Raw genomic sequence first — 24,404 nt, 5'->3', positions numbered from 1 at the left:
GGCAAACAGCCCCCCGAACGGAATGATAACTGGTGAGAATATGCTGATCAAAATGATGACAATTCGCACGAAGCTGGTCGTCTTATTCGTGGTCTTATTCCTGCTGCCGTTCTCTGTATCGGCGATGCTCTGGTATGACAAGTCCACCGCATCGATCGAGGAGAACGCCGTTCAGACGACAGAGCAGCTGCTGATGCAAATCAATCGGAATCTGGATTATTACTTCTCCGACATCAAGAAAGCGACGGTGCCGCTCCTGACGAATCCGCTCGTGCAGCAGTTCATCAAGCTAGAGCCGTCCGAAACGTACAAACAGTTCGCCATTAGCGACCAAATGAAGCTCGAGCTGTATCCGAATTATGTGTATGGCCGGAAGGACATATACGGCTTCACGCTGCTGTCTTCCAAAGGTATTAATTTCAGCAATATCGATATAACGGAACGTATCCATTTGTACCGGGACCTGGAGACAGGCGAGGACAATTACAGGCATCTAGGCATCAGTGTTGTGCAATCGACCCCGGTGCTCACGATTTACCGTAAAATCTACGACAATATCTCCTATCGGACCGGCGGAGCGCTGGTCATCGATTTGCTGCTGGATCAAATTCTCGACATTACGGACAATGTTCGCCTCGGGCAGAATGGAATTATCTCGATCGCCGATTCAGACGGCGGCTACTTATATCATCCGGATCGGCTGAAATGGGGAGCCCCGATTCCAGAGAGCTACAAAGAACGGATCGGAAGCCGCAGCCAAGTTCATTTCGTAAGTGACGAGAGTGGCGAAAAGAAGATTGTCATCGCTTTTCGCTCTGAATTTACTGGTCTTACGCTCATTTCTGAAGTGCCCCTTAGGGAGCTAATCGATAAGCTAGTGTTCATGCGAAATCTGACAATTGTACTCGGAACTGCTATGCTGTTGTTCGCCTTTGTCATGATCGCGGGCTTTTCCTGGTCGATCACCAAACCACTGTCACTGCTCATGAAGCTGATGAAAAAAGTGGAGCTGGGCAATCTGCAAATCCGTGCGCCGGAACGGCAGGACGAAATCGGCCGTCTGAACCAGGGATTCAACCGGATGCTGGACGAAATTCAGCGTTTGATCGAGATAGTCCATTATTCCGAAATGAGAGAAAAGGAAATGGCCATCAAGCAGCGGGAATCGTTGCTGCAATCGTTGCAGCTAAGGATCAACCCGCACTTTCTATATAACACTCTCGAAGTAATCAACGCCTATGCCATCGTAGCCAAGGTGAAGCCGATCAGCCAAATGACCGTGTGGCTCTCGCAAATTTTGCGCTACAGCATCAGTCATCCCGATAAGATCGTGCTGCTGTCCGAAGAAATGAACAATTTATTCACCTATTTCAGCATTCAGAAGGAGCGGTTCCGGGACTTACGAATCGAAGCATTGCTGGAGCCCGAATGGCTCGAGCAAGTACGCATCTTGCCGCTAACGATTCAGCCTCTCGTGGAGAATGCGTTCATGCACGCTTATGAGAAACAGAAGCTGAAGCCGGATTATTTCGGATTGTTCGGCATAGCCGAGGATGAATGGTTCACACTGCGCATTGTGGATCATGGGAGGGGGATGGCGCAGGAGTTGGCCCAGGCATATAATGAAGCCTTTGAGCAGGTGACGGAACATGAGATGCTGAAACCCGACTTTCAGCTGTTTCCGAGATTGGGGTTATGGAACGTGCACAGCCGGCTCCGGCTCGCATTCGGCTGTCCGTATGGACTGACAATCGTGAAGTCGGATGAGTCGGGTACTGTTATGGAGATCAAACTGCCTTATGTGAGCAAGGAGAGCGGGAGGTAACAACAATGTATAAGGTCATCATCGCTGACGACGAATATATGGTCAAGGTCGGGCTGAAAACGTTGATCCACGACGAAACGGATGATTTTCGCGTAGTGGGGGAGGCCGAAGATGGAGCTGAGGCTTTGGCGCTTGTCGACAGGTTCGAACCCGATCTACTGTTGACGGACATCCGCATGCCAGTTATGGATGGGTTGGAGCTGCTCCGCGAGGTGAGAAGCAAGCTGCTCCACACGGAAACAGTGCTAGTCTCCGGTTACGGAGAGTTCGCTTACGCCCAAGAGGCGCTGCGGTATGGAGCGACCGACTATTTGCTGAAGCCAATCCAGGCAGATGCGCTGCTCGGCCTGCTCGGCCGGCTTCGCGTCAAGTGGGGCCCCCAGTCAGGGGCAGCGCCAGTTCAGCCTCTGTCCGATGCTGAGGGACTGGATGACAACGGCACCTCCGTATCAGCAATCATGGCCGAAGCCGACTCGTGCCATTCGGGATATAAGCAAATTATCGTCGAGGCGCTGGCTTACATGGAATCCCGGTTTGCCGATCCGCAATTTTCATTGAGTGAGGCAGCCGGTTATTTTCACCTCTCGCCTGCATACTTCAGCTTTATGTTCAAAAAAATTGAAGGCGTACCCTTCATCCAGTACTTGACCCGGATGCGTATGGAGCTGGCGAAGCGGATGCTCGTCGAGCCTTCCAACAAGATATATGTTGTCGGCCATTCAGTTGGCTACCCCGAGTATACGCACTTCACAAAAGCGTTCAAAAAATATGCCGGCTGCAGCCCAACGGAATATCGTCTGCTGTTGGAGGGACAGGCGTTTCAAGGGATGGAGCCTGATTAATGCTAAAGCAACCACCTCTAATAATAACACCTCACAGATTGAAAAAAGTTCACGATGTCAGAGAAGCACTCTCTTGCAATAAAAGAGGGTGCTTCTTTCAATTTCCAAAAATATTGAAATAGGTTCCATAAAAAACGAAAATTATAAGCTCTCAAATCGATTAAGATTATGATATAAAACATCGGCAAAGGAGACACCATGAATACTGAGATTGTGCACAAACGTATCCTGAAAACTCGCAACCAGCCTATTCGTAAAATTTTTAATGCGTTACGCCGTTACAAAATGTTATATATACTCTTAATCCCAGGGTTGCTCTACTTTAGCATTTTTAAGTATGTTCCAATGGCGGGAATTATGATTGCATTTAAGGACTATAACTTGGCACTCGGTATTTGGGATAGCCCATGGGCAGGATTTAAAAATTTCAATGCCTTTTTCCAAGGTGTTTACTTTTGGGATATCATGGGCAATACGATCCTGATCTCTCTGTATAAGTTGGTTTTTGGATTCCCGGCACCGATTATACTTGCCTTACTTCTGAATGAAGTTCGGATCAATTCGTTTAAACGTGTTGTTCAGACGATTACTTATATGCCTCATTTTTTATCATGGGTCATCGTATACGGTCTTCTAGTAGCCTTGCTATCCCCTGGGGGTGGATTTGTTAATCTGCTTTTCAAGCAATACGGGTTCGAGCCAATAGCGTTTTTGTCAGAACCGGGATGGGCTAGGTTCTTGGTTGTTTCATCCGATGTCTGGAAGGAAATGGGTTGGGGGGCTATTCTTTATTTGGCCGCATTAGCCGGAATTGACCCGAGCCTGTATGAAGCGGCCCGAATAGACGGCGCATCCAAATGGAGACAGCTGTGGCATGTAACCGTGCCTGGAATTCGAAACGTAATGATTATTCTGCTGATCATCAAGCTAAGTCATATTCTTGATGCGGGATTTGATCAAATCTACATGATGGCTAACGCGTTTAATTCCGAGAAGATCGATATTATCGATACTTGGGTTTACCGGGAAGGGCTGGAGCGATTGAAGATCGGACTAGCAACGGCAGTCGGTCTGCTGAAGTCGATCATTGCCTTCATTCTAGTGATCAGCGCCAACAAGCTCGCAAAAAAATTCGACGGACAGATTTGGTAGGAGGATCACTTTATGCAGAAGATGACAGCCGGCGAAAAGACGGGAGCCGTTATTATATACTCGATTCTCATTTTCGTCACGGCGCTTTGTTTGTTCCCGCTCTTGTATGTCGTCATTATCTCAGTTACACCAGAAGCCGAAATTGTTAGACGCGGGATTGTGATCATTCCAGAAAAACTCACAATACACGCATATCGAGAAATGTTGAGCCCCATCCACGGACTCGGTGAAGCTTATAAGATAACCTTGTTCCGAACACTGGTAGGGACCGCATTAGGATTGTTTTTCACTGCCATTACCGCTTATCCGCTATCGCGCAAATACTTGCCTGGAAGAAGCGCATTTTTGTTATACATTATCTTCACCATGCTCTTCTCAGGGGGACTGATTCCGACCTATCTGCTTGTGCGATATTTAGGCATGCTGAATTCGGTCTGGGCCCTGATTATTCCGGGAGTCATGAGTGCCTTCTACTTGGTCATTATGAAAGGATTTTTCGAACAGCTTCCTGTTGAGTTGGAGGAGTCGGCCCGCGTCGACGGCGCCGGGGAGTTCAGTATTTTGTGGAAGATCGTTTTACCGCTCTCCCTTCCGGTTATGGCCACTGTCGGCTTGTTTTACTCCGTATGGCATTGGAATTCTTATTTTGATGCCGTGTTGTACATTAAAAAGGTTGAGAATCTTCCGCTGCAGGTTGTGCTCCGCAACATTTTGCTGAACGTAAAAGCACAGAGTGCAGAACTGTTAAATGAAGACCAGCCAGTCGGGACTTTAGGACTGCAGATGGCCGCGGTGGTTCTGGCGACACTGCCTATTCTACTCGTATATCCGTTTATTCAAAAGCATTTCACAAAAGGTGTCCTGTTAGGTTCCATTAAGGGTTGATGACGACTTGCGGTACAAGATTCACTAACACCCGATATTTGGGGAGATTCCCTGATATATATCATAATTTAGTTAGGAGATGTCAGAATGAAATCAAAAAGGTGGATCAGCACGGGTTTGGCGCTCGTTCTCTCTATGAGTATGGTGCTTGCGGCCTGCGGCAAAGAAAGTAATGGAAATGAGGCTGCACCCGGAACGACAACTCAAAATCCGACAGCTACGTCTTCAAAGACAGTGAAATTGACTATGTTCCATGCGGGTTCTTACAATCAAACGGCTCCTGTTCCGCCAAAGGAAGAGGATATGATGCGGCAGGCGTTGGAAAAAGCGGCGAATGTTGATCTGCAGATGACCGTTCCGCAGCCTGGACAGGAAACGAATATGCTGAACACGTTGCTCGCGTCTGGGGACATTCCGGATTTGATGTTCTTCAAAGACAAAACTTCAGCCGTTCAGTACTACGATCAAGGAATTATGGCAGATTTGGATGAATACGTAAAGAAATATCCTGAGCTATATAAACACTTCACACCGAACCAATGGAACGCACTGAAATATAAAGGGAAACAGATCGGAACTCCTGGATATGAACTCGTTCAAGGAATTAACGGATGGTGGATTCGGAATGATTGGCTGAATAGTTTGGGACTGAAAGTACCAACGACCACAAACGAATTGCTGGAAGTGATGAAGGCCTTCACATTCAAAGACCCTGACAAAAACGGCAAAGACGACACCTATGGATTTGTGACAGGCGTATTGAAGGACGGTTCGTTCACGAACCAGAATGCAGTATTAGGGATTGATAGTGTCATGTGGCTGTTTGGAGTTAATCCGAATACGATTGACGTCAAAGACAATAAGCTGATCGTGCATAATACAGATCCTAGAATGAAGGAAGCGATGGCGTTCCTGAACCGAATGGTACAGGAGAAGGTGATTGACCCGGATTGGGTATCGATTTCCGATGGGACCATGCTCAGTGATAAATTTTTAAAAGGAAAGTCCGGTGTTATTGTTCGGGACTGGCGTTCGATGGAGCCGAGCTCTCAAGCTAGAATGAAAGAAGTAAGCGGTGAGACTCCAGATTGGGTTGCGCTTACTGCGCCTAAAGGACCATCAGGAGAGCAAATTTTACACCTGGAGAATTTACAGAACAACATGTGGGCAGTTTCCAAGAAAGCCGCAGCCGATCCGGAAAAAATGAAGCGCATCTTCGATTTGCTGCAGTTCTGGTATACGGATAAAGAATCTTATCCGCTGTTCTCTTATGGTGTCAAAGGAATTAACTGGGACATAAAGGATGGTCAAGTTGTACGGTTATCGCCTGCCAAAGAAGTCGCGGATAAATATGTATGGACGGGCCACTACAAAATGCCGCGCCGTGCGGATGACGCGCTTTACTACAACTTCCTGAATCCTAAGACGAAAGATCATCATCAAGTGAATCTGAAGCAAGTTAAGCCGAATATTGCCAATGGATACGTGGTACCCGACACGACCGATTCGCTCTACAAAGATCGTGAGAAATATGTGAACGAAATGCTGTTGAAGTTCATTACCGGCAAAGAACCGATCAGCAATTGGGACCAATATGTGAGCACGCTGAGTTCCAAGTTTAACCAAAAAGGATATGAAGAAAGTGTGACGAAGCAATTAAAAGAACAAGGTATCTTAAAGTAGGAGCCAAAAGGGAGAGCGGAATGCTCCGTTTTCCCCTTATTTGCACGAACCGGCGTCGGTTGCCGGTTTTTTTGCATCCTGCATGGACCCGAGCATGTTATGATTGGATTACAAATACTAACTAAGTGCGGCTGGGAGGGAACAATGTTGAAACGATGGTTTGGTGGTCTCACCTGGAGATTGTTTCCCATTTGCTTTGCCTTTGTGCTTAGTGCTGTCACTTTGATTAGCGGATTATCATACCGTTTCATCGAAAGTGAAATCCGAGGCAACGATTCCTACTATATTAATCAAATTTTATCAAAAGTGGATCAATATTTAACACTCAATTTCTCGTCGCTGCAGACGATCCTTTTTTCTGTAGAATCTTTGGTCTCAGCCGATCCGGGGCAGCATGAACGGATTCGGAATCAGCTTCGTAATTTATTCGAATTAAATTATAGCCACGTTTCTAATATTTATATTATTCGAGACGATCTTTCTATTATCGGTGCCAATCCAATCACTCGCGTTATCGATGATCCCATCCAGGAGCGCAAACATATTTTTGAAAAGACTATTGCCAATGGAAAGCAATCGATCGTCAGCGAACCGTATCTTTCCACGTTTTCCGGATGGACGGTAACAATGGCCCGTTACGTAGCTGGATCGAACCCTCCGCTTGTAGTAGCGATGGATATGGACCTTTCCCGAATCGGTGAAAATTTGCTGCGCATCACCCAGAACGAATCTTTGAATCTGGCACTAATTAACGATAAAGGTTTGATTGTCACTGGTTTTCGAGAAAGCCGCGGATTGCTGAAGGTCGACTACGAGGAGCGGACATTCTCCGTTGGATCCATACCGGCCACCAAGCTTTTAAGTTCAGGTAAGAGTGTCATTCCTATCGAAGACGCCTCTGAACGGCCCGTTACGGTCACCTTGCAATCCGCACAGAAATTTAATTGGCTTATCGTTTCCATCAGCGATGAAGCGCGGATTATGTCATCATTGAATAAAATACAAAAATATTATTTCGGCCTTATTGCTGTAGGATTGATTTTCAGTATCATCGCAGCCGCCCTCGTGACGCGATATATCCGAAAGCCGCTCCGTTTATTGACGAGAAAGATGAACATGGTGAAGCTCGGACGTCTTGATGTCCAAGTATCCTTAGAGCGAAATGACGAATTCGGAGATTTATCTTTGACCTTCGATATGATGATCAAACGAATTATTGACCTGATCCAACATCTGGATGAAGGGAAAGAGCTGCAAAAAAAGTTGGAAATCCAAATGCTGCAGGCCCAAATTAATCCGCATTTTCTGTACAATACGTTAGGATCGATCAGTAATGTTGTTCGGTTAGGCCAGTTGGATAAAGTGGATCCGGTTATTCACTCCCTGATTTCCATTCTGGAGTATGGAATAGCGGATGAGCGGAAGCAAACGACTTTACGTGACGAATTGAATAACGTCAGAGATTATGTGCAAATCCAAAACATTCGATATAACCATGAGTTTCCAGTTATAGAGCAGATCAATCATGAACTGTTGGAATATCCATTGTTTCGTATGCTTCTTCAGCCCATTGTAGAAAACTGTATTTTCCACGGGTATGCAGGCGGTAGAGTTATGGGAAGCATCGCTATTGTTGCTTATCGCGAAGAGGAGCGGGTTGTAGTTGAGGTCAAGGATAACGGGATTGGCATGACAGAGGAGCAACGCTTACGGCTGCTAATGCCGGATGGCGAAGAAGGAAATTCAAGGCGCAAACGGATTGGACTCTATAATATTCATGAGCGCATTCGCCTGAATTATGGCGAAGCTTACGGTTTGATCATCCAGAGCGAGCCTAAGAAGGGCACTATCGTGAAAGCGATATTTCCTCGATAGGGCAAGGAGGGAATCATATGAAGACGTATTCATGTTTAATTGTTGATGACGAGGATTTGACCCTTCAGCGGCTGGAGCATTTTTTTTCGGATAAGGGATTATGTTCAGACGAGTTCAGATTAGTGGGTAAAGCTTATTCCGGAGACGAAGGAATCGCAGAAGCGATTAAGCTGAAGCCGGACATCATCATTACAGATATTGTCATGCCCGGGATGGACGGAATCGATATGCTGGAAATATTGAAAGAGCGGCTGCCTCGTACGAAGTTTATTATCCTTTCTGCGTTTTCAGTTTTTCATTATGCTAAACGTGCGATTCAGATCAATGTAACGGATTATATCGTTAAAGTTCCTCTTGATGATGAAAAACTGCTTGAAGCACTTCATAAAGCGGCCTCTCAATTGGATGAAACAGAACAGAAAGAGCAGAAGGTTCAGCAGCTAAACATGTCGATACTCGAAAATCGTCATCGGATTCGTAAACAGTTTTTTGCGGACCTTCTGAATGGTGTGATAGGAACACAGCGTGTTGTCGATTTTGCATCTCGTCATCATTTGAATTTCCATCCAGAATTGTATTGCTGTTTTGTGGTCGAGATCAATGATTATAATTTGTTTCAGAGCCAATATGCATCATCTGATCAAAGTATATTGAAATACGGAATAAGTAATATATTGGAAGAAACGGTATCCGGTTATGGAGTTGGTTTTACAAGTGAATTGGAAGAAAATCGGTTCATAGGATTCGTCTCATGGCCGGAAGTCCGAAGCTCCTCAGAGTTTGAGAGACGGTGCAGGGAGCTGGGATATCAAATGAATACGTACATCAAGTACTATCTTAAGCTATCTGTTTCTGTCGGATTCAGCGGAATGGAGAAGATGTGGGACTCTATGGTCTTCGCCTATGATCAGGCTAGAGTTGCTTGTGACGATGCATATTATTGGGGAGCTGGATTGGTAGTCACCCCTCCTCATCGTTTGCTATATCAAGATGAAAGTGCAGAACTGTTCAAACCGCTGCTTCAAGGGCTGCTGCAGAAACTGAATCTGGATATGCATGCTAACGAATTGCACGAATCCTTTTCGGCGATTCAGGCTCAAGGATTTGAACATAAAATAAGACGAAAGGTAATGACGGGAATCATTCAAGATTTTCTAGTCAACGCGAAAGGGAAGCTCCGGACAATGAAACCGTCTCTGCCTGGAATCGGTGACCGAAATCTCGGATTTATGACGTTCCGTGAACAGCTATCCTTCGTCAAGGAGCATCTAGAGGAATGCTTGCTAGAGAAAAATCCGTACCTGCGGCCAGAGATTGTGAAGGCTAAACAATATATTGAACAAAATTTAACGAAACGGCTATTCTTACAAGAGTTAGCTGAATATGTGAATTTGACCCCTGCTTACTTCAGCAGCCTATTCAAAAAGGAAATGAACGAAAGTTTGGTGGAATATATAACTCGGCGCAAAATCGAAAAATCGCTCGAGCTTCTTCAGCATCGGGATTATACAAATCAGGAGCTTTGTGATGTCATTGGAATCGTTAATGAAGGTTATTTTTGTACCGTATTTAAAAAGGTGACGGGCGTATCCCCACAAAAATACCGTAAACATTTGGTGCAGTCCTGATTCACAACCTCGCAAATCAAAAGATATTTGAAGTTTATCAATAGATATTAAAAAAACTGCCGATTAGGCGAGCGTATAATGAGAGGAACAAATCCAATACGTCTTCTTTCCTTCGAAAATGAACGCATTGGACCGAAAATAGGAGGTTCCTCCATGAAAATCCATAAGGTTGAAGTGTTCGTAGTAAAAATTCCGCCTCAGCAGGTACCTGCCACCCAAGGACGGCGTTACATTAATCAAGATTATTTCATCAATGAAGGGCGACGCTCCTGTATTTACTCTAACAATGCAGAGACCATTTTTGTCAAAGTAACTACCGACGAGGGGATCGAAGGTTGGGGGGAATTACTGGCACCAACAAATCCAGAAGTAGCAGCAGCAATCATCAAGGGTCATCTAGCTCCGCTGGTTATCGGTGAAAATCCGCTTAAGAACCAATATCTGTGGGACAAAATGCTTGATACCTTGAGAGAACGCGGGTATACAGGCGGATATTTAGTAGATGCCATGTCTGGATTAGATGTAGCGTTCTGGGATATCAAGGGTAAAGCGCTTGGTCTTCCTGTTCACACGCTTCTTGGAGGTCAATATCGCGACAAGCTTCGTTGTTACTGCTCGAGTGTACCAGGACGAAGTACGGAGGAACGCTTAGAGAGCGTTACAAGGATCGTGGAAGAAGACGGCTTTAGCGCAATCAAGATCCATACGTTCGGCAAAGGAAAACCGGCTGATTTGGAGCTGTTGACCGCGATACGTAAACGATATGACTCGAATCAGCTGGACTTGATGCTGGATGGGCATGGTAAATACACGATTTCAGAAGCCTTTTCCTTAGGACGAGCGTTGGGAGAATTGGATTTGTTATTCTTCGAGGCACCGCTAACGTTCGAAGATATTCAAGGTCATCGAAAGCTTGCTGAGGCAATCGATACAGCGGTCGCGATCGGTGAGCCCTTACGCACGATCTACTCGTTCAGAGACTGGATTACAGCGGGCGCATTGGAGGTAGCTCAACCGGATTTAGGGCGGAACGGAATTACGGAAATGATGCGCATCGCTCATTTAACCGAAACGCACCATTTGGCTTTTGCTCCACATTTAAGCGTTCACCAAGCCGTCGGGAATGCTGCTTCTGTTCATGTATCTGCTGCTATCTCCAATTTTTTGATATATGAATATCAGCCCAATGCCTTACGGACGGCTTCTCTATATTCCGAAGCGTCCTTCCGCGTGGAAAAAGGATATATTCATGTTCCTGATGATCCCGGGTTAGGCGTGAGGATTGACGAGAAAGCCTTGCGCAAGTACGTTACGGAATACGCCGAAATCCAAGCCTAGCAAGCGGTCTAATCCATTATGCGCAGGGGTGTTCGATTATGTTATTGGCAGGGAAGACGGCTTTAGTTACAGGATCTGCACGCGGAATCGGTGAAGCAATCGCAGAACGGTTTGCTGAGGAAGGTTGCTCCGTTATTATAGCGGATGTAAATACCGACGAAGGCGCAGCGGCAACGAAACGAATCCAGGAGAAAGGCGGAAATGCGGTATTCACTGCTCTTGATGTCACAGATGAACAATCGGTCAAAGGCGTGTTCGAGGGTATACCCCAATTGGATATTTTAGTAAATAACGCAGGGGTGACCAGGTCTGGTTCTGTGGATGGGTTGAATTTGGAGGAATGGAGCTATACGATGGGCGTCAATCTGACGTCTGTCTTCTTATGCAGTAAATATGCTCTGCCTTTGTTATTTCAATCCGATGCTCCTTCCATCGTCAATATGTCTTCCGTCAATTCATTTTGCATGAATCCCGGTTTACCTGCATATGCCGCTTCAAAAGGAGGAATCGTCTCTCTCACCATGCAAATGGCTATGGAATATGCAGCCAAACGGGTTCGAGTGAACTGTATCTCGCCAGGTTTGACACAAAAACAATCAGCAAAAGAGGGTCCTAGGAACGAGATTACACTGGATTGTTATCCGCTCGGACGTGTTGGCCAATTGAAGGACGTAGCAAATGCTGCTTTGTTTCTTTCCTCCGACATGGGGGCATTTGTGAATGGAATCGATCTGGTCGTTGACGGAGGGATGTCACTTCAAGCCGTAAGTGCATTGGTTAGACCTGAGCTGCGTAAGAAGTGGAAAACGGGTACATACCAATTGGTGCGCGAGGAGGAAGGAAGGTGACACGTTATCGTTTTGCTGAGAAACAATATGAACAGGAATGTATGTACCGTTTAGTTGATTTCGATACGAACTCATCAGCGGACATCTTACCAGGGCTCGGAACGAACGTAGTTGGCTTATGTTTGCATGGGCGTGAGGTGATATTACGGCCGCCGTCTGTACAATCATTAAAGGACACTCCTTTTCGTTACGGTATCCCATTATTATGCCCTCCTGGCCGGACTAGCAGAGGTAAATTCCAGTATAACGGACGTCAATATCAATTCCCTGTTACACATGGAGAGCATCATATGCACGGTGAGATCGGAACATTACCATGGAAGGTAATCGATGTGGGGGCGGATTCGGAGCATGGGGCATTCATCCATACTCAGTATCGCCTAGTGGATGACCCAATGCGTTTTCACTACTTCCCGCATCATCTGGAATACAACTTGATTTACAGCCTTGTTGAAGGGAAATTGCGTCTGGACGGTTCGGTTCTCAACGAAGGCTCGGATAGCGCTCCGTTCGCATTAGGCTTCCACCCTTACTTGTGCTTTACCGGTGAGAAGGAGAACGTCAAGATTCGGATCCCTTCACATACGGAATGGCCGATGAATCGTGAGGGCGGAATAGACGGACTGCCGATGAGATCGGATTTAGCTGATGTTCTGCCTGAAGGGATTCCCTTATCTCGTTTACCGTGCGCTCTTCATTTTTTGCAATGCGCAGGGGCGGCCTCCTCCGATGAGAGTGGAGCTTATGTTTGTGAGATCCAAGAGGAGGTTACAGGAGAGATGATCCGGTTACATATGGACTCGCAATTTCCTGTCCTTGCACTCTTCGTCCCAGCTTGGGGTAATGCTGTTTCCTTTGAACCGCACACATGCGTCCCAGATGCATTCAACTTACATTGGGATAGCAGCCTAACCGGAGCCCGAGGCATCGAGCCGGGGGAGCACATCTGTTTTAAATGGGAAATTGATGTTCATGGGGGTGATCCTATTTGAAGATTGAGTCGATACACATTTATCCGATTAAAATTCGAAAAGCTCCCTTATATTTGGGGGGCACAACCACCATACAGGATACAAACGACTACTATTTGCGCCCTCATTATCGATCGATCTACTCCCGAAATTTGGAGACGCTGTTGGTTAAAATTACTACGGACACAGGGATATACGGTTGGGGAGAGGCGCTTGCTCCAGTTGGTCCAGAAGTAACGGGAGAACTGATCAAACGGCTGTTTATGCCCTTCTTGATCGGGGAAGACCCGCTGGACATTGATGTTATCTGGAGCAAGCTATACAACTCTATGCGAGAGCGTGGATATTTCTCCGGATTCATGGTCGATGCCATTACAGCAATTGATATCGCCCTATGGGACATATTGGGGAAAAGCGTCCAGTTGCCTGTATATAAGCTGTTGGGCGGCGCTTACCGCAAGGAGCTTACTGCCTACGTGTCAGGATTGCCAAGGGAAAGCGTAGAGGAGCAAGTAGAGTTAGCGTTGCAATGGAAAGCGAAAGGATTTCAAGCTATTAAGCTGCATCTAGGGCAAGGGATTGAAGCGGATGTAGCGGTTATGAGCAGATTAAGGGAAGCGCTTGGTAAGGACTTCCGATTGATGGTAGATGCGCACTGGCAATATAGCGTCCCGGACGCCATCCGTTTGGGTCGCAGACTGGAGTCTCTGAACATTGAATTTTTAGAAGCACCGACAGCTCCGGAAGATATTGAAGGCACAGCGGAGATCACTCGAGCGTTGGATATGGCTGTCGCTATAGGAGAAGCAAAGAGAACGCGCTACCAGTTTAAAGATAGACTTGTAACTAGAGCTGCGGACATTTTCCAACCTGATGTGGGTCGTGTGGGTATTACCGAGATGAAGAAGATCGCCAACATGGCAGAAGCCTTCAACATTCCGATTGCTCCGCACCTCAGCGTCGGCCAGGGGATTTGTATTGCAGCCACATTACAGATTAGTGCAGCCATTGCGAATTTATACATTGTAGAATATCAACCTACTATATTAGAAGAGGCTAACAAGTTGTTAAAGCATCCGATTATTTGTGAACAAGGAAGATACCTGCTTCCTGAAGGTCCAGGTTTAGGAATTGATATAGACGAAGTAAAACTATTAGAACATACAGACGGGAGACTATAAGATGAAACATGTGAAGCTGGAAGGCATTTATCCGATATTGGCAACACCATTTACTGAAACAGGGGCAATAGATGAGCAAAGCTTGCGCGAGCTGGTTCGTTTTCAATTGCATGCTAAGGTGGATGGAATTGCTTTATTCGGAATGGCAAGTGAAATGTATACGTTGTTAGAGGATGAGAAAGCTCGGGTGGCTGAAATCGTGATCGATGAGGTTCAAGGTCGAGTTCCGCTTGTATTCGGTAGCGGACATACGGGACTCGAGGTGGCTGTCGAGTTAAGCAAACGATCCGAAAAAGCGGGTGCTGACGCCTTAATGGTCCTTCCTCCTTATATGGCGAAACCGGACGGCAAACGGTTATATGATTATTTTGCAGCTATCGCTAAAGCAGTGGAAATTCCGATTATGATTCAAGACGCCCCTCTGGCAAGCGGTGTGAATATTCCTGCTGCCTTAATGGCTAAGCTGTCCAAAGAATTCGAGAATATCAAGTATGTCAAAGTCGAGGCTCCGCCGACTACGATTAAGATAACAGAGGTGCTGGAGCAGTCCGATGGGCGTTTAACGGTATTCGGAGGTATGAACGGCATGTATTTTTACGAAGAACTGAAACGCGGCGCTGTCGGGACAATGCCGGCATGCGAATTTCCGGAGGTTTGTGTCTCCATATATCAGGCCTTCCTTGCTGGAGATTATGATACAGCGCGCAGGACGTTCTACGCATATTTGCCTTTCATGCGAATTGGTACATTACCTGGTTTTGCAATGTCCATACACAAGGAAGTTTTACGCATTGGTGGAGTGATCAGCTCCTCTTACGTTCGTAATCCGAATGCCCCCATCGATGAGCGAACGAGGGAAGAGGTAATGGACACTCTCAAGGATCTCGAGCTGTTAGCCTTGAACTGGCATGCGAGGAGCTGATTACCTGTGTACATTATGGTGATTGATTCAGGGACAACAACAAGTCGGGTAAGAATTACTGACGGGGAAAAAGTGCTCTACTCCATACAGAAACAGATAGGGGCTCGAGATGTAGCCCGCACAGGCAACAATGTTATTCTTAAGCAGGCGCTAAGGGCTTGTATTGACGAGGTATTGGAATCCAACAAGCTATCCCTGGCAGAGATTGAGGCTATTGTTGCCTCAGGAATGATTACGTCTAATTTGGGGCTACTAGAGATCCCGCATCTGTCAGGTCCAGTGCAAATCGAACAAATAGCGGCACAGGTTGTCAAAGAACAATTTCCAGACATAACTGATAAACCGATCTTTTTTATTCCTGGTGTGAAAACGGGTTTTTCAGAGCATGAAGAGATAGTGAACAGAGATATGATGCGCGGGGAGGAAGCCGAAATATTCGGTTATTTAGGTAGCCTGGGGCCAAATTCCAACGAGTCTATCCTTTTCATGCATTATGGTTCTCATCACAAGGGTATTCGGCTTGAACATGGAACAATTGTGGAATGCCGTACTTCGATGACGGGCGAGCTCATGATGGCAATATCAGAGAATACGATATTGAAAAGTAGTCTTATCCCTTTGGGCGAATTAGAGATTGATAGTAATGGGGTCAGGAAAGGGATGGAAGCTGCTTTTTCCCATGGGTTTGGACGGGCGCTCTTCTCTACACGAGTGATGGACACCATGAACAAACGCAATAAACATGAAGTCACCAGTTTCTTTATCGGTACCTTATTATCGCTCGATTTTGATATGCTGGACCAAATGCTTGAAAGCGGAATTGGGCGTGTAGTTTTGTATGGGAAAGAGCTGTATCCTTCTGTTTTTGCGCCTTTGCTTAAGGAGAAGTATCCGCTTCTTAAGGTGGATATCCTTTCTGAGCACGATTCAGACGTACTTAGTGCAAGAGGCGCGGCTGAAATTTATCGGAAGCATCTTAACCATGTAAAGTAGTAACAATTTCTACACAACAATTTCTATATCAGTTAGTTAACGATCTCCGATATGTTTATAAAAGCTCTTGGAGCTGGCAAAAAACTCGGAGATCGCTTTTTTTATTTGAGCCGGATTTTTTGATTTCATTGCTTCTAGTATGATAGATCTGTGTCTGAAGCTGTTGTCGATCGATCCAGGAACAGCGAGCAGCTTTAGGCTTGTCTCGCGGCGGAGATAAACAATGGTCTGCATCAGCTTTGCATAAATCCGATTGCCGCATATGTCGCCGACAGACAGGTCGAATTGATCCAAGGCGTCCAGAAATTCGTCCGGATTGGCTGTCGCATGCCGACCGAGCAGATTATGCATCATTTGCTCCAAGCGGCGAATGTCCTGTTCGGATGCGTTGTTAACAGCAGATAGATATACCTCGGATTCGATGAGCTTTCGGGCGGCATATACTTCATCAAGATTGTGCAGCTCGTTATGAAACATCCACACGATCGTTTCCGACTGAATCGGCATGTCCTGTTTATTGACGAAGCTTCCCTCACCGGCTTTGATTGTAATGAGTCCGACCAAGGAAAGAGCTCTTAAGGCTTCGCGCACCCGTCCGCGGGTGACACCGAATTGCTCAGCTAGATCCCGCTCGTTGGGAAGCTGCTCTCCGGGCTTCAGCTCGCCGCTACGGATCAGCTGAGCGATTTGCTCCATTATTTGTTCTGTTACGGTAATTTTTTTTACGGCCTTAATTTGAGCCATGCGGACAGCCTCCATTGTGAACAAAATTTACGAATATGTATTGAGCTGTGAGACATATGGTGATAAGCTTTATGTGTGGTACTACCAGAGGACCGAGTATAACCAGTATATCATAAATGGATAAAGCAGTTCAGCATATTCTAGCAGTGTAAACTTATGCTTATCTGGTACTACCAGAATACCAACTAATGAATGAAAGGGATCCGGTATATGACTATTCAATTAAAAGGGATCACATGGAACCATACGCGCGGTTATTTGCCGCTCGTTGCTACTTCACAGAGATTTATGGAAACGCATCCGGGGGTGCAAATAACGTGGGAGAAACGTTCCTTGCAGGAATTCGCGGATTTCCCCATCCAGTCTCTCATTGATAGGTATGATTTGCTCGTAATCGATCACCCCTGGGCTGGATACGCCGCTCAGCATAAAGTGCTTGTGTCCTTCAACGATCATGTGCCGGCACAGTTTCTGGCAGATCAATCCGCGAATTCCGTAGGAGCTTCTCATTTCAGCTACAATTTGGACGGCTGCCAGACGGCATTAGCGATCGATGCAGCTACACCCGTATCGTCCTGCCGTCCGGATTTGCTTCTGAAATATGATCTGCAGCAGCCGCAAACCTGGAATGAACTGATTGCTTTGGCCAAGCGAAGCAGGGTAGCGATTCCTGCAATACCGATCGATAGCCTGATGAACTGGTACATGTTCTGTATCGCTTTGGGCGAGGAGCCGTTCGTCTCACGAGAGCACATCGTTACACCAGATATTGGAGCGGCTGCTTTGGAGCATTTACGAGAATTGGCCTCCCATTGCAGCAAGGAAATTTTCGATTGGAATCCGATTGCGGTATATGAAGCGCTGTCTACCGGCGAAGAGCTCGTCTATTGCCCGTTTGCTTACGGATACTCCAATTACTCCCGCCCAGGATATTCCAAGCATGTCCTGGAGTTTGGTGACTTGGTGACCTTTGGCAACACTGGCCGGCTTCGCTCGACTCTTGGGGGGACGGGGCTTGCGATATCGGCTAGCAGCAAGCATACCCGAACCGCAGTGGAGTATGCGATGTACACGGCCAGCGCGACTATTCAGCAGACGCTGTATGTAGAGAATGGCGGCCAGCCCGGACACAGGGCTGCCTGGTTGGATTGGGGAGCGAACGCGCGATGCCGCGATTATTTCACGGCAACGCTTCCGACGCTTGATCGCGCCTATGTGAGACCCCGGTACAACGGGTATCTTCATTTTCAGGATCATGCCGGGGATTATGTTCACGAGTATATGAAGAATGGCGGGAATACTTCACCGGTATTGGAACGAATGAACGATCTATATCGGGAATCGCTAAGCAAATGCTAGGGGGAAGCAGCATGATGACATCGATGCTTAAGCCATTGGAAGGACTCTTGGTATTGGATTTCAGTCAATTTTTATCAGGACCGTCTGCCGCTCTGAGGCTGGCCGACTTAGGAGCACATGTGATCAAGATCGAACGGCCTGACGGCGGTGATCTATGCCGCAAGCTATATATTTCTAATCTGGAGCTGGACGGAGACAGCACGCTGTTTCATTCCATCAATCGCAATAAAGAGAGCGTTTCCGCCAATCTGAAGGATCCTAATGATCTGGCATTCGTCCAAAAGCTGATCGCTAGTGCGGATGTCATGATTCAGAACTTCCGTCCGGGTGTGATGGACAAAATAGGCTTGCATTATGAAGCGGTCAAAGAAATGAATCCCCGTATGGTTTATGGAGAAATTACCGGTTACGGTAAAACAGGACCATGGGCAGGTAAGCCTGGACAGGATCTGCTCGTTCAATCTTTATCCGGTCTAGCTTGGCTGAATGGTGATGCGTGTCAACCTCCCGTTCCTTTCGGGTTAGCAGTGGCTGATATGTTTGCGGGTGCGCATTTGGTGCAGGGTATTTTGGCCTGCCTCGTTCGCCGCGGCATTACAGGAGCGGGCGGTTTGGTCGAGGTGAGCTTACTCGAATCGATTCTGGATTTTCAATTCGAAGTGGTGACTACGCATCTGAACGATGGCGGCCTAGCACCGGAGAGAAGCAGTGTCAACAATGCCCACGCTTACCTTGGCGCTCCTTACGGCATATACGCAACATCGGATGGATTCATGGCCCTTGCGATGGGCTCCGTCGTCGAACTTGGCAAATTGCTTCGATGTGAGACATTGGAGCGTTACACGGATCCGAAGAGCTGGTTTACAGCGCGAGATGAAATCAAAACCATTGTGAGGGATCACCTGCAAACCGGGTCGACGACGTATTGGCTAAGCCTTCTTACGCCCGCAGATTACTGGTGTTCCGATGTTCTAACATGGTCAGAGCTGCTGAAGCACGAAGCATTCCATGCTTTACAAATGACTCAAACGGTTTCCCGCCAGAACGGTGCGAACTTGCATACGACCCGCTGCCCGATCCGGATCGACCGGGAGCTTCTCCTCTCGGCCCAAGGGTCTCCCAAGATCGGTGAACATAACGATAAATGGAGGAAAGAGGTGGCGGGGCGGTCATGATACAATCGATTTATTATGAGGATTATGAGCCGGGTACAGTAAGAAACACGCTAGGCCGGACGATTACGGAAACGGATATAGTGCTGCATGCTGGACAAACCGGCGATTTTTACCCCCATCACATGGATGCAGAATGGTGCAAAACACAGGATTTCGGACAGCGGATCGCTCATGGAACATTGATCTTTAGTATCGGTGTCGGAATGACGGCAGGAGCCGTGAATCCAGAAGCGTTCTCTTACGGGTATGATCGGTTGCGCTTCGTGAAGCCCGTTTTCATCGGGGATACGATTCGAGTACGGGTGACAGTCAAAGAAAAACGCGATCATCCCAAAAGGACCGAGTTCGGCATGGTCACCGAGCTGTGTGAGGTGCTGAGCCAACGGGACGAAGTCGTATTGGCATGTGAGCATTTGTTGATGGTCAAGAAAAAAATCAGCATTTAAGAGTATCGATTTGGCAATGAGTTGCGGGACTGACGAAAGTGTTAGGGGAGGGATTCCAAATGGACAAACGATATCTCAAGCTGATTTCACGGGAATTTTCCGGCTTCAAAGCCTCATTCGCCACTCAAGCGGCACATTTTGAGCAACTGCATGACGAATGGCGCGTTGATTGCGATTTCGAGGAAATCCATCATCTTTACGACCGGATGATTACAGCTCAGGAAGCCGCAACGGGAAATTATGATCTGTTCCTATGTGTAACGGATTGGCTTCCGGAAGCGATTCGTGACGGACTGCTTACACCGCTTGATGAGTACTTGAGACAAGATCCGCCGGAGGGTTGGCCGGATGCCTGGTCCCCCAGCATGAGGGGACTCCAGACCGGCGCCGACGGGAGGATCTATGGGATCGCGTATCACGATGGCCCAGAAATGTTCATTTACCGCAGCGATTTGTTCGAACATCCGGACGAGCGCATAGCGTTTGCCGAGCAGTACGGTTATGAGCTGGAGGTGCCTTCTACGTGGTCTCAGTTTCTTGATGTCGCCCGCTTTTTCACACGCCCCGAGCAAGGCTTGCATGGTGCGCTAGTTGCGGCATACCCGGACGGCCATAACAATGTGTATGATTTCCTGATTCAGCTTTGGAGCCGCGGCGGGGAATTAGTGACGAAGGATTGGAAGCCGGCTTTCCATAGTGCAATTGGAGAAGAGGCGCTGCAGTTTTACGTCGACCTTCTACACAAACACAAGGTCGTCCCGATGCAAGCGCTCGAAATGGACAGCGTGAAGAGCGGCCATTATTTCGCCCAGGGGAGCGTTGCGATGATGTGGAACTGGTGCGGCTTTGCCGCTGTGGCTGAAATGCCGGGCGTTTCCCGGATTATAGGAAAAGTCAGAACAGGGCTTATTCCCAAAGGCGACGGGCCAGCCGGCCGGCATATGTCCCTTAACATTTATTGGGTGCTTGGAATTCCTTCAGGCAGCTCCAATAAAGACATGGCTTATCAATTCTTAAAAGAAACAGCCAGCGCGGCGATGGATAAAATGACCACCATGTCCGGAGGTAACGGAACGAGGTTGTCCACATGGCGGGATCCAGAAGTCCGATACATATTTCCTTACTATCGGCATATCGAGGACGTTCATCGGAACGTTAATAGTCCGCTGCCAATTCCCGAGTATCCAGCCATTAATATGGTGCTGTCGCAGATGGTGGACGATGCGCTCAAGCTTCGCAAAACGGTTCGTCAAGCGCTTAATGATGCAGCGGATGAGGTGGCTGTCATTTTGCAGCAAGCTGGATATAGCAAGAGAGGGGGGTAAGCATGGATCAAAAGCCGCTGCTAACACAGCTTGACTTCGATTACAAACCGAAGCTGCCCCGTAATAAGGAGCGGGGGATTGGAATAGTTGGCGCGGGGGAAATTGTGCTTCATGCCCATTTGCCTGCCTACCGCATGGCCGGATTCCATGTATTGGGTATATGCGACGTGGCGAAGGAGAAAGCTGTACTGGCCGCGAAGCAATACGACATCTCCCTTGTATATGAATCGCTTCATGAGCTGCTGCATAATCCAGATATAGAAATTATAGATGTTGCAGTACCGTCCAAGTTCCAGCTGCAGGTCGTCCGGGAGGTTGCCAAGTACGGCAAGCATCTGTTATGCCAGAAACCGCTGTCGGAGCATTATTCTGATGCCAAACAGATCGTTGAGCTATGTAAAGCCGCGGGAATCAAGGCAGCTATCAACCAACAGATGCGTTGGTCCCCTGGAATACGAGCTAGCCGTTCATTCATTGAACGCGGTTGGTTGGGGACTCCCATCCAAGCTTCTGTGCAGGTGAATGTGCTCACCCAATGGGAGAACTGGCCTTGGATCACCCAGATCGACAAGCTCGAAGTGATGTATCACAGCATTCATTATCTGGATTCGATCCGTTACGTCATGGGTATGACCCCTGAATATATTTATGCAGACGGGGCGAAATTTCCGAATCAACCCTACAAGGGGGAGACCAGGACGATGATCCATATCAAATTTCCTGGAGAAGCCCGCGGTCTCGTCCATGATAATCATAACAATCGATCTCCGCAGGAGGACTGGTATGCCACTTTTCGTTTTGAGGGAACGGAGGGTGTTGTGAAGGGAACGAACGGAGCACTCTATAATTACCCGGTAGGACGCGAAGACACGATCAGCTTGTATAGTGAAGCTTTATTCAGAAATGGGTTGTTCACCCCAACGCTTGAAGGAAAATGGTTTCCCCACGCTTTCATGGGAACGATGGGCGAACTGATGTGTGCAATCGAAGATGATCGGGAACCGGAGAACAGTATTGGGGATAATCTGAAGACACTGCAGATGGTATTTGCTGCTTATCGTTCCATGACGGAGAACCGCCCTGTATACTTGTCGGAAATAGAGAATGAGTAATCGATGATATCCCTGAAGAAGGAAGCGTTGAAAATGGCCAAACAAGAGGAAACGAACCGTAAAATTCATCTCGATTTTCATACGCCTCATTGGGTGAAGCAGGTGGGTCAGGATTACGATCCCGAGCTGCTCGTTCGCACATGGAAGGAAGCGCATATCAATGCGGTTACGGTCGTATTCGGTCTCTGCGCATGCGGGAATGCCTATTATGAATCGAATGTGGCTCCTGTTCACCCGGGGTTGCAGAAGGATATGTTGACTCCATTGCTGCCTATAGCCAAGAGAGAGGGAATCAAAATCTACGTTCACTTCGGTCCGGGCATTAATGACCGTTCCGTTGTCGAACACCCGGACTGGGCTATGCAGACGAGAGAGGGGAAACGGTTAGACACCAATGAAGGCAAGGAATGGGGCTGGGTTTGTTATAATTCACCTTATGTGGAAACATGGTTATGGCCGCAGCTAAGGGAATTCGTGCCGCGGTTTCCCGATGTGGAAGGGATCTTCATCGACATGGTCACGTACGCTCGACAAACATGCCATTGCAGCTATTGCCTTGAAAAAGCAGAGAACCTGAAATTAAACCTGAATGATGAGGAGCAGTTGGTCCGGTTCCAACGGATTACACTGGAAAATTTCATCAAGCAAACAAGGGAAATCGTCAAGGGGCTCAATCCTCAAATGGAATTCACCTGCAACAACCGTTGGTTTGTTGGGGGAGCGAGAAACGAATCGCTGGACTTCATTGAGCTGGAGGCGCCCGTAACCTGGAACAGCTATCATTTTCCGGTGATGGCTCGACATATTCGGACGCTCCCAATCGCCTCGGGCGGTATGACCACTCGCTTTCCTAAGAACTGGGGATATTTCGGAAGCTTGAATAACCAATTGCAATTGAAATTTGAATGCTCCACCATCCTAGCTACATTAGGCTCCTGTTGTATCGGGGATCAATTACATCCCTCCGGCAAGCCTGAGCCCGGGGTGTATGAATTGGTCAAGAACGTCTATGAATATGTTATAGAGCGTGAACAATGGACATTAGGTGCCAGATCTGTCCCCTATATGGCATTGATGGCGGATAACCAACCTAATACCTCCGTTGCGAGACCGAGTAGTGATTCTTCAGTATATTATCAGGGAGGAGCTGCTTTTTACGGAGCGGGCTTGGTTATGCTTGAGGGTAACCGACATTTTGACGTGTTGGATTCCTTCAATGATATTTCTCCTTACAGGCTTCTATGGTTTCCGGAGAATAAAACGTTCGACCCGGCTTCGGCGGAGAAAGTGAAACAATTCGTCGCGAATGGCGGCAGCTTGCTCGTAACCGGACAAGGATTGTGGCAGGTGGAGGAATGGAAAGCAGTCCTTGAAGAAATGGCCAGCGTGATCTGCTTGAATATCGAGGAATCGAATGGAGGATTTATTCAACCGGAGTCCGAGTTTGCAGACGATGTGCCGGTAGTGCCTTATTTCGTGAAAGGCAGCTTTGTGCAGTGGGAGCTCGCAGAAGGTTCGGATGCGAAGGTAGCGGCAAAAGCTTTCCGACCTTATGAGGACATCAGCTCATCCAGAAAGTTCGGACATTTCCATGCGCCGGCAGGGGAAGAAGCAACTTATCCCGGGGCTGTCATTCGTAAGTACGGCCGAGGGAAGATTGCTGTTGTGGCGGCATCGTTAGCTACGGATTATTTTACGATTGGAAGCCGGCATGTGCGACAGCTGGTGCTCAATCTTGCGGATGCCCTGCTGGATAAGGAACATAGGTTGGTCGAAGTAGATGCAGGCACGCCTTCTGTCGACGTATCCCTTATGAGTCAGCAAGGGAATTGGATTCTTCATTTGATCCAGTACGGAGCCAAACGTCAAAGCGGTTTCTCGTCGGGTGACATCACAAGCGGAAATACGGTGATGGAAGAGCTTCCGATCCGGTATAACCTGCCGGTACGTTTGCGGCCACAGACGAAACCGAAGCGAGTGATGCTTGCACCGGCACAGACAGAGCTGTCGTGGACGTGGAATGGGGGATGCGTGGAAACGGTTGTGCCGGAGCTTCATATTCACCAGATGGTCGTCTTGGAGTTTTCTGGTTTAGAATAA

At 47.5% G+C, this 24,404-nt stretch carries 20 protein-coding genes; 19 read left to right on the top strand and 1 reads right to left on the bottom strand.

The features are described 5' to 3' along the window. Positions 1-40: 40 nt before the first annotated feature. The 13 genes from AC58QD_RS11205 (at position 41) to AC58QD_RS11145 (ending at position 16,143) form a co-directional block, all read left to right on the top strand. Entirely contained in the window at positions 41-1,825 is a 1,785-nt protein-coding gene (locus AC58QD_RS11205; RefSeq protein WP_497333104.1) for a sensor histidine kinase, read from the top strand. Positions 1,826-1,830: 5 nt separating this feature from the next. Beyond that, a complete protein-coding gene (locus tag AC58QD_RS11200) occupies positions 1,831-2,667 on the top strand; it encodes a response regulator transcription factor (RefSeq protein WP_497333102.1) in 837 nt (278 codons plus the stop codon). Between the two features lie 198 nt (positions 2,668-2,865). Beyond that, positions 2,866-3,819 (top strand): ABC transporter permease, encoded by a 954-nt coding sequence (locus AC58QD_RS11195; protein ID WP_497333100.1) that lies wholly within the window; start codon positions 2,866-2,868, stop codon positions 3,817-3,819. A 12-nt stretch (positions 3,820-3,831) separates the two neighbouring features. Beyond that, a complete protein-coding gene (locus tag AC58QD_RS11190; protein WP_497333098.1) occupies positions 3,832-4,704 on the top strand; it encodes a carbohydrate ABC transporter permease in 873 nt (290 codons plus the stop codon). Positions 4,705-4,791: 87 nt separating this feature from the next. Continuing rightward, a complete protein-coding gene (locus tag AC58QD_RS11185) occupies positions 4,792-6,387 on the top strand; it encodes an extracellular solute-binding protein (protein WP_497333096.1) in 1,596 nt (531 codons plus the stop codon). Between the two features lie 144 nt (positions 6,388-6,531). Next, positions 6,532-8,262, top strand: coding sequence for a sensor histidine kinase (locus tag AC58QD_RS11180; RefSeq protein ID WP_497333094.1), 1,731 nt, complete (start codon positions 6,532-6,534; stop codon positions 8,260-8,262). Between the two features lie 17 nt (positions 8,263-8,279). Further along, on the top strand, positions 8,280-9,890 hold the full coding sequence (locus tag AC58QD_RS11175; RefSeq protein WP_497333092.1) for a response regulator: 1,611 nt from the start codon (positions 8,280-8,282) through the stop codon (positions 9,888-9,890). Positions 9,891-10,043: 153 nt separating this feature from the next. Continuing rightward, positions 10,044-11,228, top strand: coding sequence for a mandelate racemase/muconate lactonizing enzyme family protein (locus AC58QD_RS11170; protein WP_497333090.1), 1,185 nt, complete (start codon positions 10,044-10,046; stop codon positions 11,226-11,228). A 38-nt stretch (positions 11,229-11,266) separates the two neighbouring features. Then, the gene (locus AC58QD_RS11165; RefSeq protein WP_497333088.1) at positions 11,267-12,076 is read left to right on the top strand and encodes an SDR family NAD(P)-dependent oxidoreductase; all 810 of its coding nucleotides are present in this window, start codon (positions 11,267-11,269) and stop codon (positions 12,074-12,076) included. Then, positions 12,073-13,068 (top strand): aldose 1-epimerase, encoded by a 996-nt coding sequence (locus AC58QD_RS11160; protein WP_497333086.1) that lies wholly within the window; start codon positions 12,073-12,075, stop codon positions 13,066-13,068. The genes AC58QD_RS11165 and AC58QD_RS11160 overlap by 4 nt, the downstream gene beginning before the upstream one ends. Next, positions 13,065-14,228: a mandelate racemase/muconate lactonizing enzyme family protein gene (locus AC58QD_RS11155; protein WP_497333084.1), complete on the top strand. Its 1,164-nt coding sequence runs from the start codon at positions 13,065-13,067 to the stop codon at positions 14,226-14,228. The genes AC58QD_RS11160 and AC58QD_RS11155 overlap by 4 nt, the downstream gene beginning before the upstream one ends. Position 14,229: 1 nt before the next feature. Further along, a complete protein-coding gene (locus AC58QD_RS11150; RefSeq protein ID WP_497333082.1) occupies positions 14,230-15,150 on the top strand; it encodes a dihydrodipicolinate synthase family protein in 921 nt (306 codons plus the stop codon). Between the two features lie 15 nt (positions 15,151-15,165). After that, entirely contained in the window at positions 15,166-16,143 is a 978-nt protein-coding gene (locus tag AC58QD_RS11145; protein WP_497333417.1) for a 2-dehydro-3-deoxygalactonokinase, read from the top strand. 36 nt (positions 16,144-16,179) lie between these two features. On the opposite strand, the gene AC58QD_RS11140 is transcribed toward AC58QD_RS11145, so the two are convergent. Further along, the gene (locus AC58QD_RS11140) at positions 16,180-16,887 is read right to left on the bottom strand and encodes a FadR/GntR family transcriptional regulator (RefSeq protein ID WP_497333080.1); all 708 of its coding nucleotides are present in this window, start codon (positions 16,885-16,887) and stop codon (positions 16,180-16,182) included. Positions 16,888-17,097: 210 nt separating this feature from the next. On the opposite strand from AC58QD_RS11140, the gene AC58QD_RS11135 reads away from it, so the two are divergent. Genes AC58QD_RS11135 through AC58QD_RS11110 form a run of 6 tightly spaced genes read left to right on the top strand, consistent with a single transcriptional unit; the run spans position 17,098 to position 24,404 of the window. Next, positions 17,098-18,246: an extracellular solute-binding protein gene (locus AC58QD_RS11135; RefSeq protein WP_497333078.1), complete on the top strand. Its 1,149-nt coding sequence runs from the start codon at positions 17,098-17,100 to the stop codon at positions 18,244-18,246. An 11-nt stretch (positions 18,247-18,257) separates the two neighbouring features. Further along, the gene (locus AC58QD_RS11130) at positions 18,258-19,421 is read left to right on the top strand and encodes a CaiB/BaiF CoA transferase family protein (protein ID WP_497333076.1); all 1,164 of its coding nucleotides are present in this window, start codon (positions 18,258-18,260) and stop codon (positions 19,419-19,421) included. Continuing rightward, on the top strand, positions 19,418-19,867 hold the full coding sequence (locus AC58QD_RS11125) for a MaoC family dehydratase (RefSeq protein WP_497333074.1): 450 nt from the start codon (positions 19,418-19,420) through the stop codon (positions 19,865-19,867). Before AC58QD_RS11130 ends, AC58QD_RS11125 begins: the two co-directional genes overlap by 4 nt. 59 nt (positions 19,868-19,926) lie before the next feature. After that, positions 19,927-21,192, top strand: coding sequence for an extracellular solute-binding protein (locus tag AC58QD_RS11120; protein ID WP_497333072.1), 1,266 nt, complete (start codon positions 19,927-19,929; stop codon positions 21,190-21,192). A 2-nt stretch (positions 21,193-21,194) separates the two neighbouring features. Continuing rightward, on the top strand, positions 21,195-22,304 hold the full coding sequence (locus tag AC58QD_RS11115) for a Gfo/Idh/MocA family protein (protein ID WP_497333070.1): 1,110 nt from the start codon (positions 21,195-21,197) through the stop codon (positions 22,302-22,304). 33 nt (positions 22,305-22,337) lie between these two features. Beyond that, positions 22,338-24,404, top strand: a complete 2,067-nt coding sequence (locus tag AC58QD_RS11110) for an alpha-amylase family protein (protein WP_497333068.1) — start codon at positions 22,338-22,340, stop codon at positions 24,402-24,404.

The organism is Paenibacillus sp. J2R1T-4, assembly GCF_059692235.1.
Note: the sequence above shows the minus strand (reverse complement) of the source record. Positions and strands in the feature narration are given on the sequence as shown.

What these genes read in the sequence shown, in the direction of transcription:
- AC58QD_RS11205 (WP_497333104.1), top strand. Translation starts at nt 41, where the DNA reads ATGCTGATCAAAATGATGACAATTCGCACGAAGCTGGTCGTCTTATTC.
- AC58QD_RS11200 (WP_497333102.1), top strand. Translation starts at nt 1,831, where the DNA reads ATGTATAAGGTCATCATCGCTGACGACGAATATATGGTCAAGGTCGGG.
- AC58QD_RS11195 (WP_497333100.1), top strand. Translation starts at nt 2,866, where the DNA reads ATGAATACTGAGATTGTGCACAAACGTATCCTGAAAACTCGCAACCAG.
- AC58QD_RS11190 (WP_497333098.1), top strand. Translation starts at nt 3,832, where the DNA reads ATGCAGAAGATGACAGCCGGCGAAAAGACGGGAGCCGTTATTATATAC.
- AC58QD_RS11185 (WP_497333096.1), top strand. Translation starts at nt 4,792, where the DNA reads ATGAAATCAAAAAGGTGGATCAGCACGGGTTTGGCGCTCGTTCTCTCT.
- AC58QD_RS11180 (WP_497333094.1), top strand. Translation starts at nt 6,532, where the DNA reads ATGTTGAAACGATGGTTTGGTGGTCTCACCTGGAGATTGTTTCCCATT.
- AC58QD_RS11175 (WP_497333092.1), top strand. Translation starts at nt 8,280, where the DNA reads ATGAAGACGTATTCATGTTTAATTGTTGATGACGAGGATTTGACCCTT.
- AC58QD_RS11170 (WP_497333090.1), top strand. Translation starts at nt 10,044, where the DNA reads ATGAAAATCCATAAGGTTGAAGTGTTCGTAGTAAAAATTCCGCCTCAG.
- AC58QD_RS11165 (WP_497333088.1), top strand. Translation starts at nt 11,267, where the DNA reads ATGTTATTGGCAGGGAAGACGGCTTTAGTTACAGGATCTGCACGCGGA.
- AC58QD_RS11150 (WP_497333082.1), top strand. Translation starts at nt 14,230, where the DNA reads ATGAAACATGTGAAGCTGGAAGGCATTTATCCGATATTGGCAACACCA.
- AC58QD_RS11145 (WP_497333417.1), top strand. Translation starts at nt 15,166, where the DNA reads ATGGTGATTGATTCAGGGACAACAACAAGTCGGGTAAGAATTACTGAC.
- AC58QD_RS11140 (WP_497333080.1), bottom strand. Translation starts at nt 16,887, where the DNA reads ATGGCTCAAATTAAGGCCGTAAAAAAAATTACCGTAACAGAACAAATA.
- AC58QD_RS11135 (WP_497333078.1), top strand. Translation starts at nt 17,098, where the DNA reads ATGACTATTCAATTAAAAGGGATCACATGGAACCATACGCGCGGTTAT.
- AC58QD_RS11130 (WP_497333076.1), top strand. Translation starts at nt 18,258, where the DNA reads ATGATGACATCGATGCTTAAGCCATTGGAAGGACTCTTGGTATTGGAT.
- AC58QD_RS11125 (WP_497333074.1), top strand. Translation starts at nt 19,418, where the DNA reads ATGATACAATCGATTTATTATGAGGATTATGAGCCGGGTACAGTAAGA.
- AC58QD_RS11120 (WP_497333072.1), top strand. Translation starts at nt 19,927, where the DNA reads ATGGACAAACGATATCTCAAGCTGATTTCACGGGAATTTTCCGGCTTC.
- AC58QD_RS11115 (WP_497333070.1), top strand. Translation starts at nt 21,195, where the DNA reads ATGGATCAAAAGCCGCTGCTAACACAGCTTGACTTCGATTACAAACCG.
- AC58QD_RS11110 (WP_497333068.1), top strand. Translation starts at nt 22,338, where the DNA reads ATGGCCAAACAAGAGGAAACGAACCGTAAAATTCATCTCGATTTTCAT.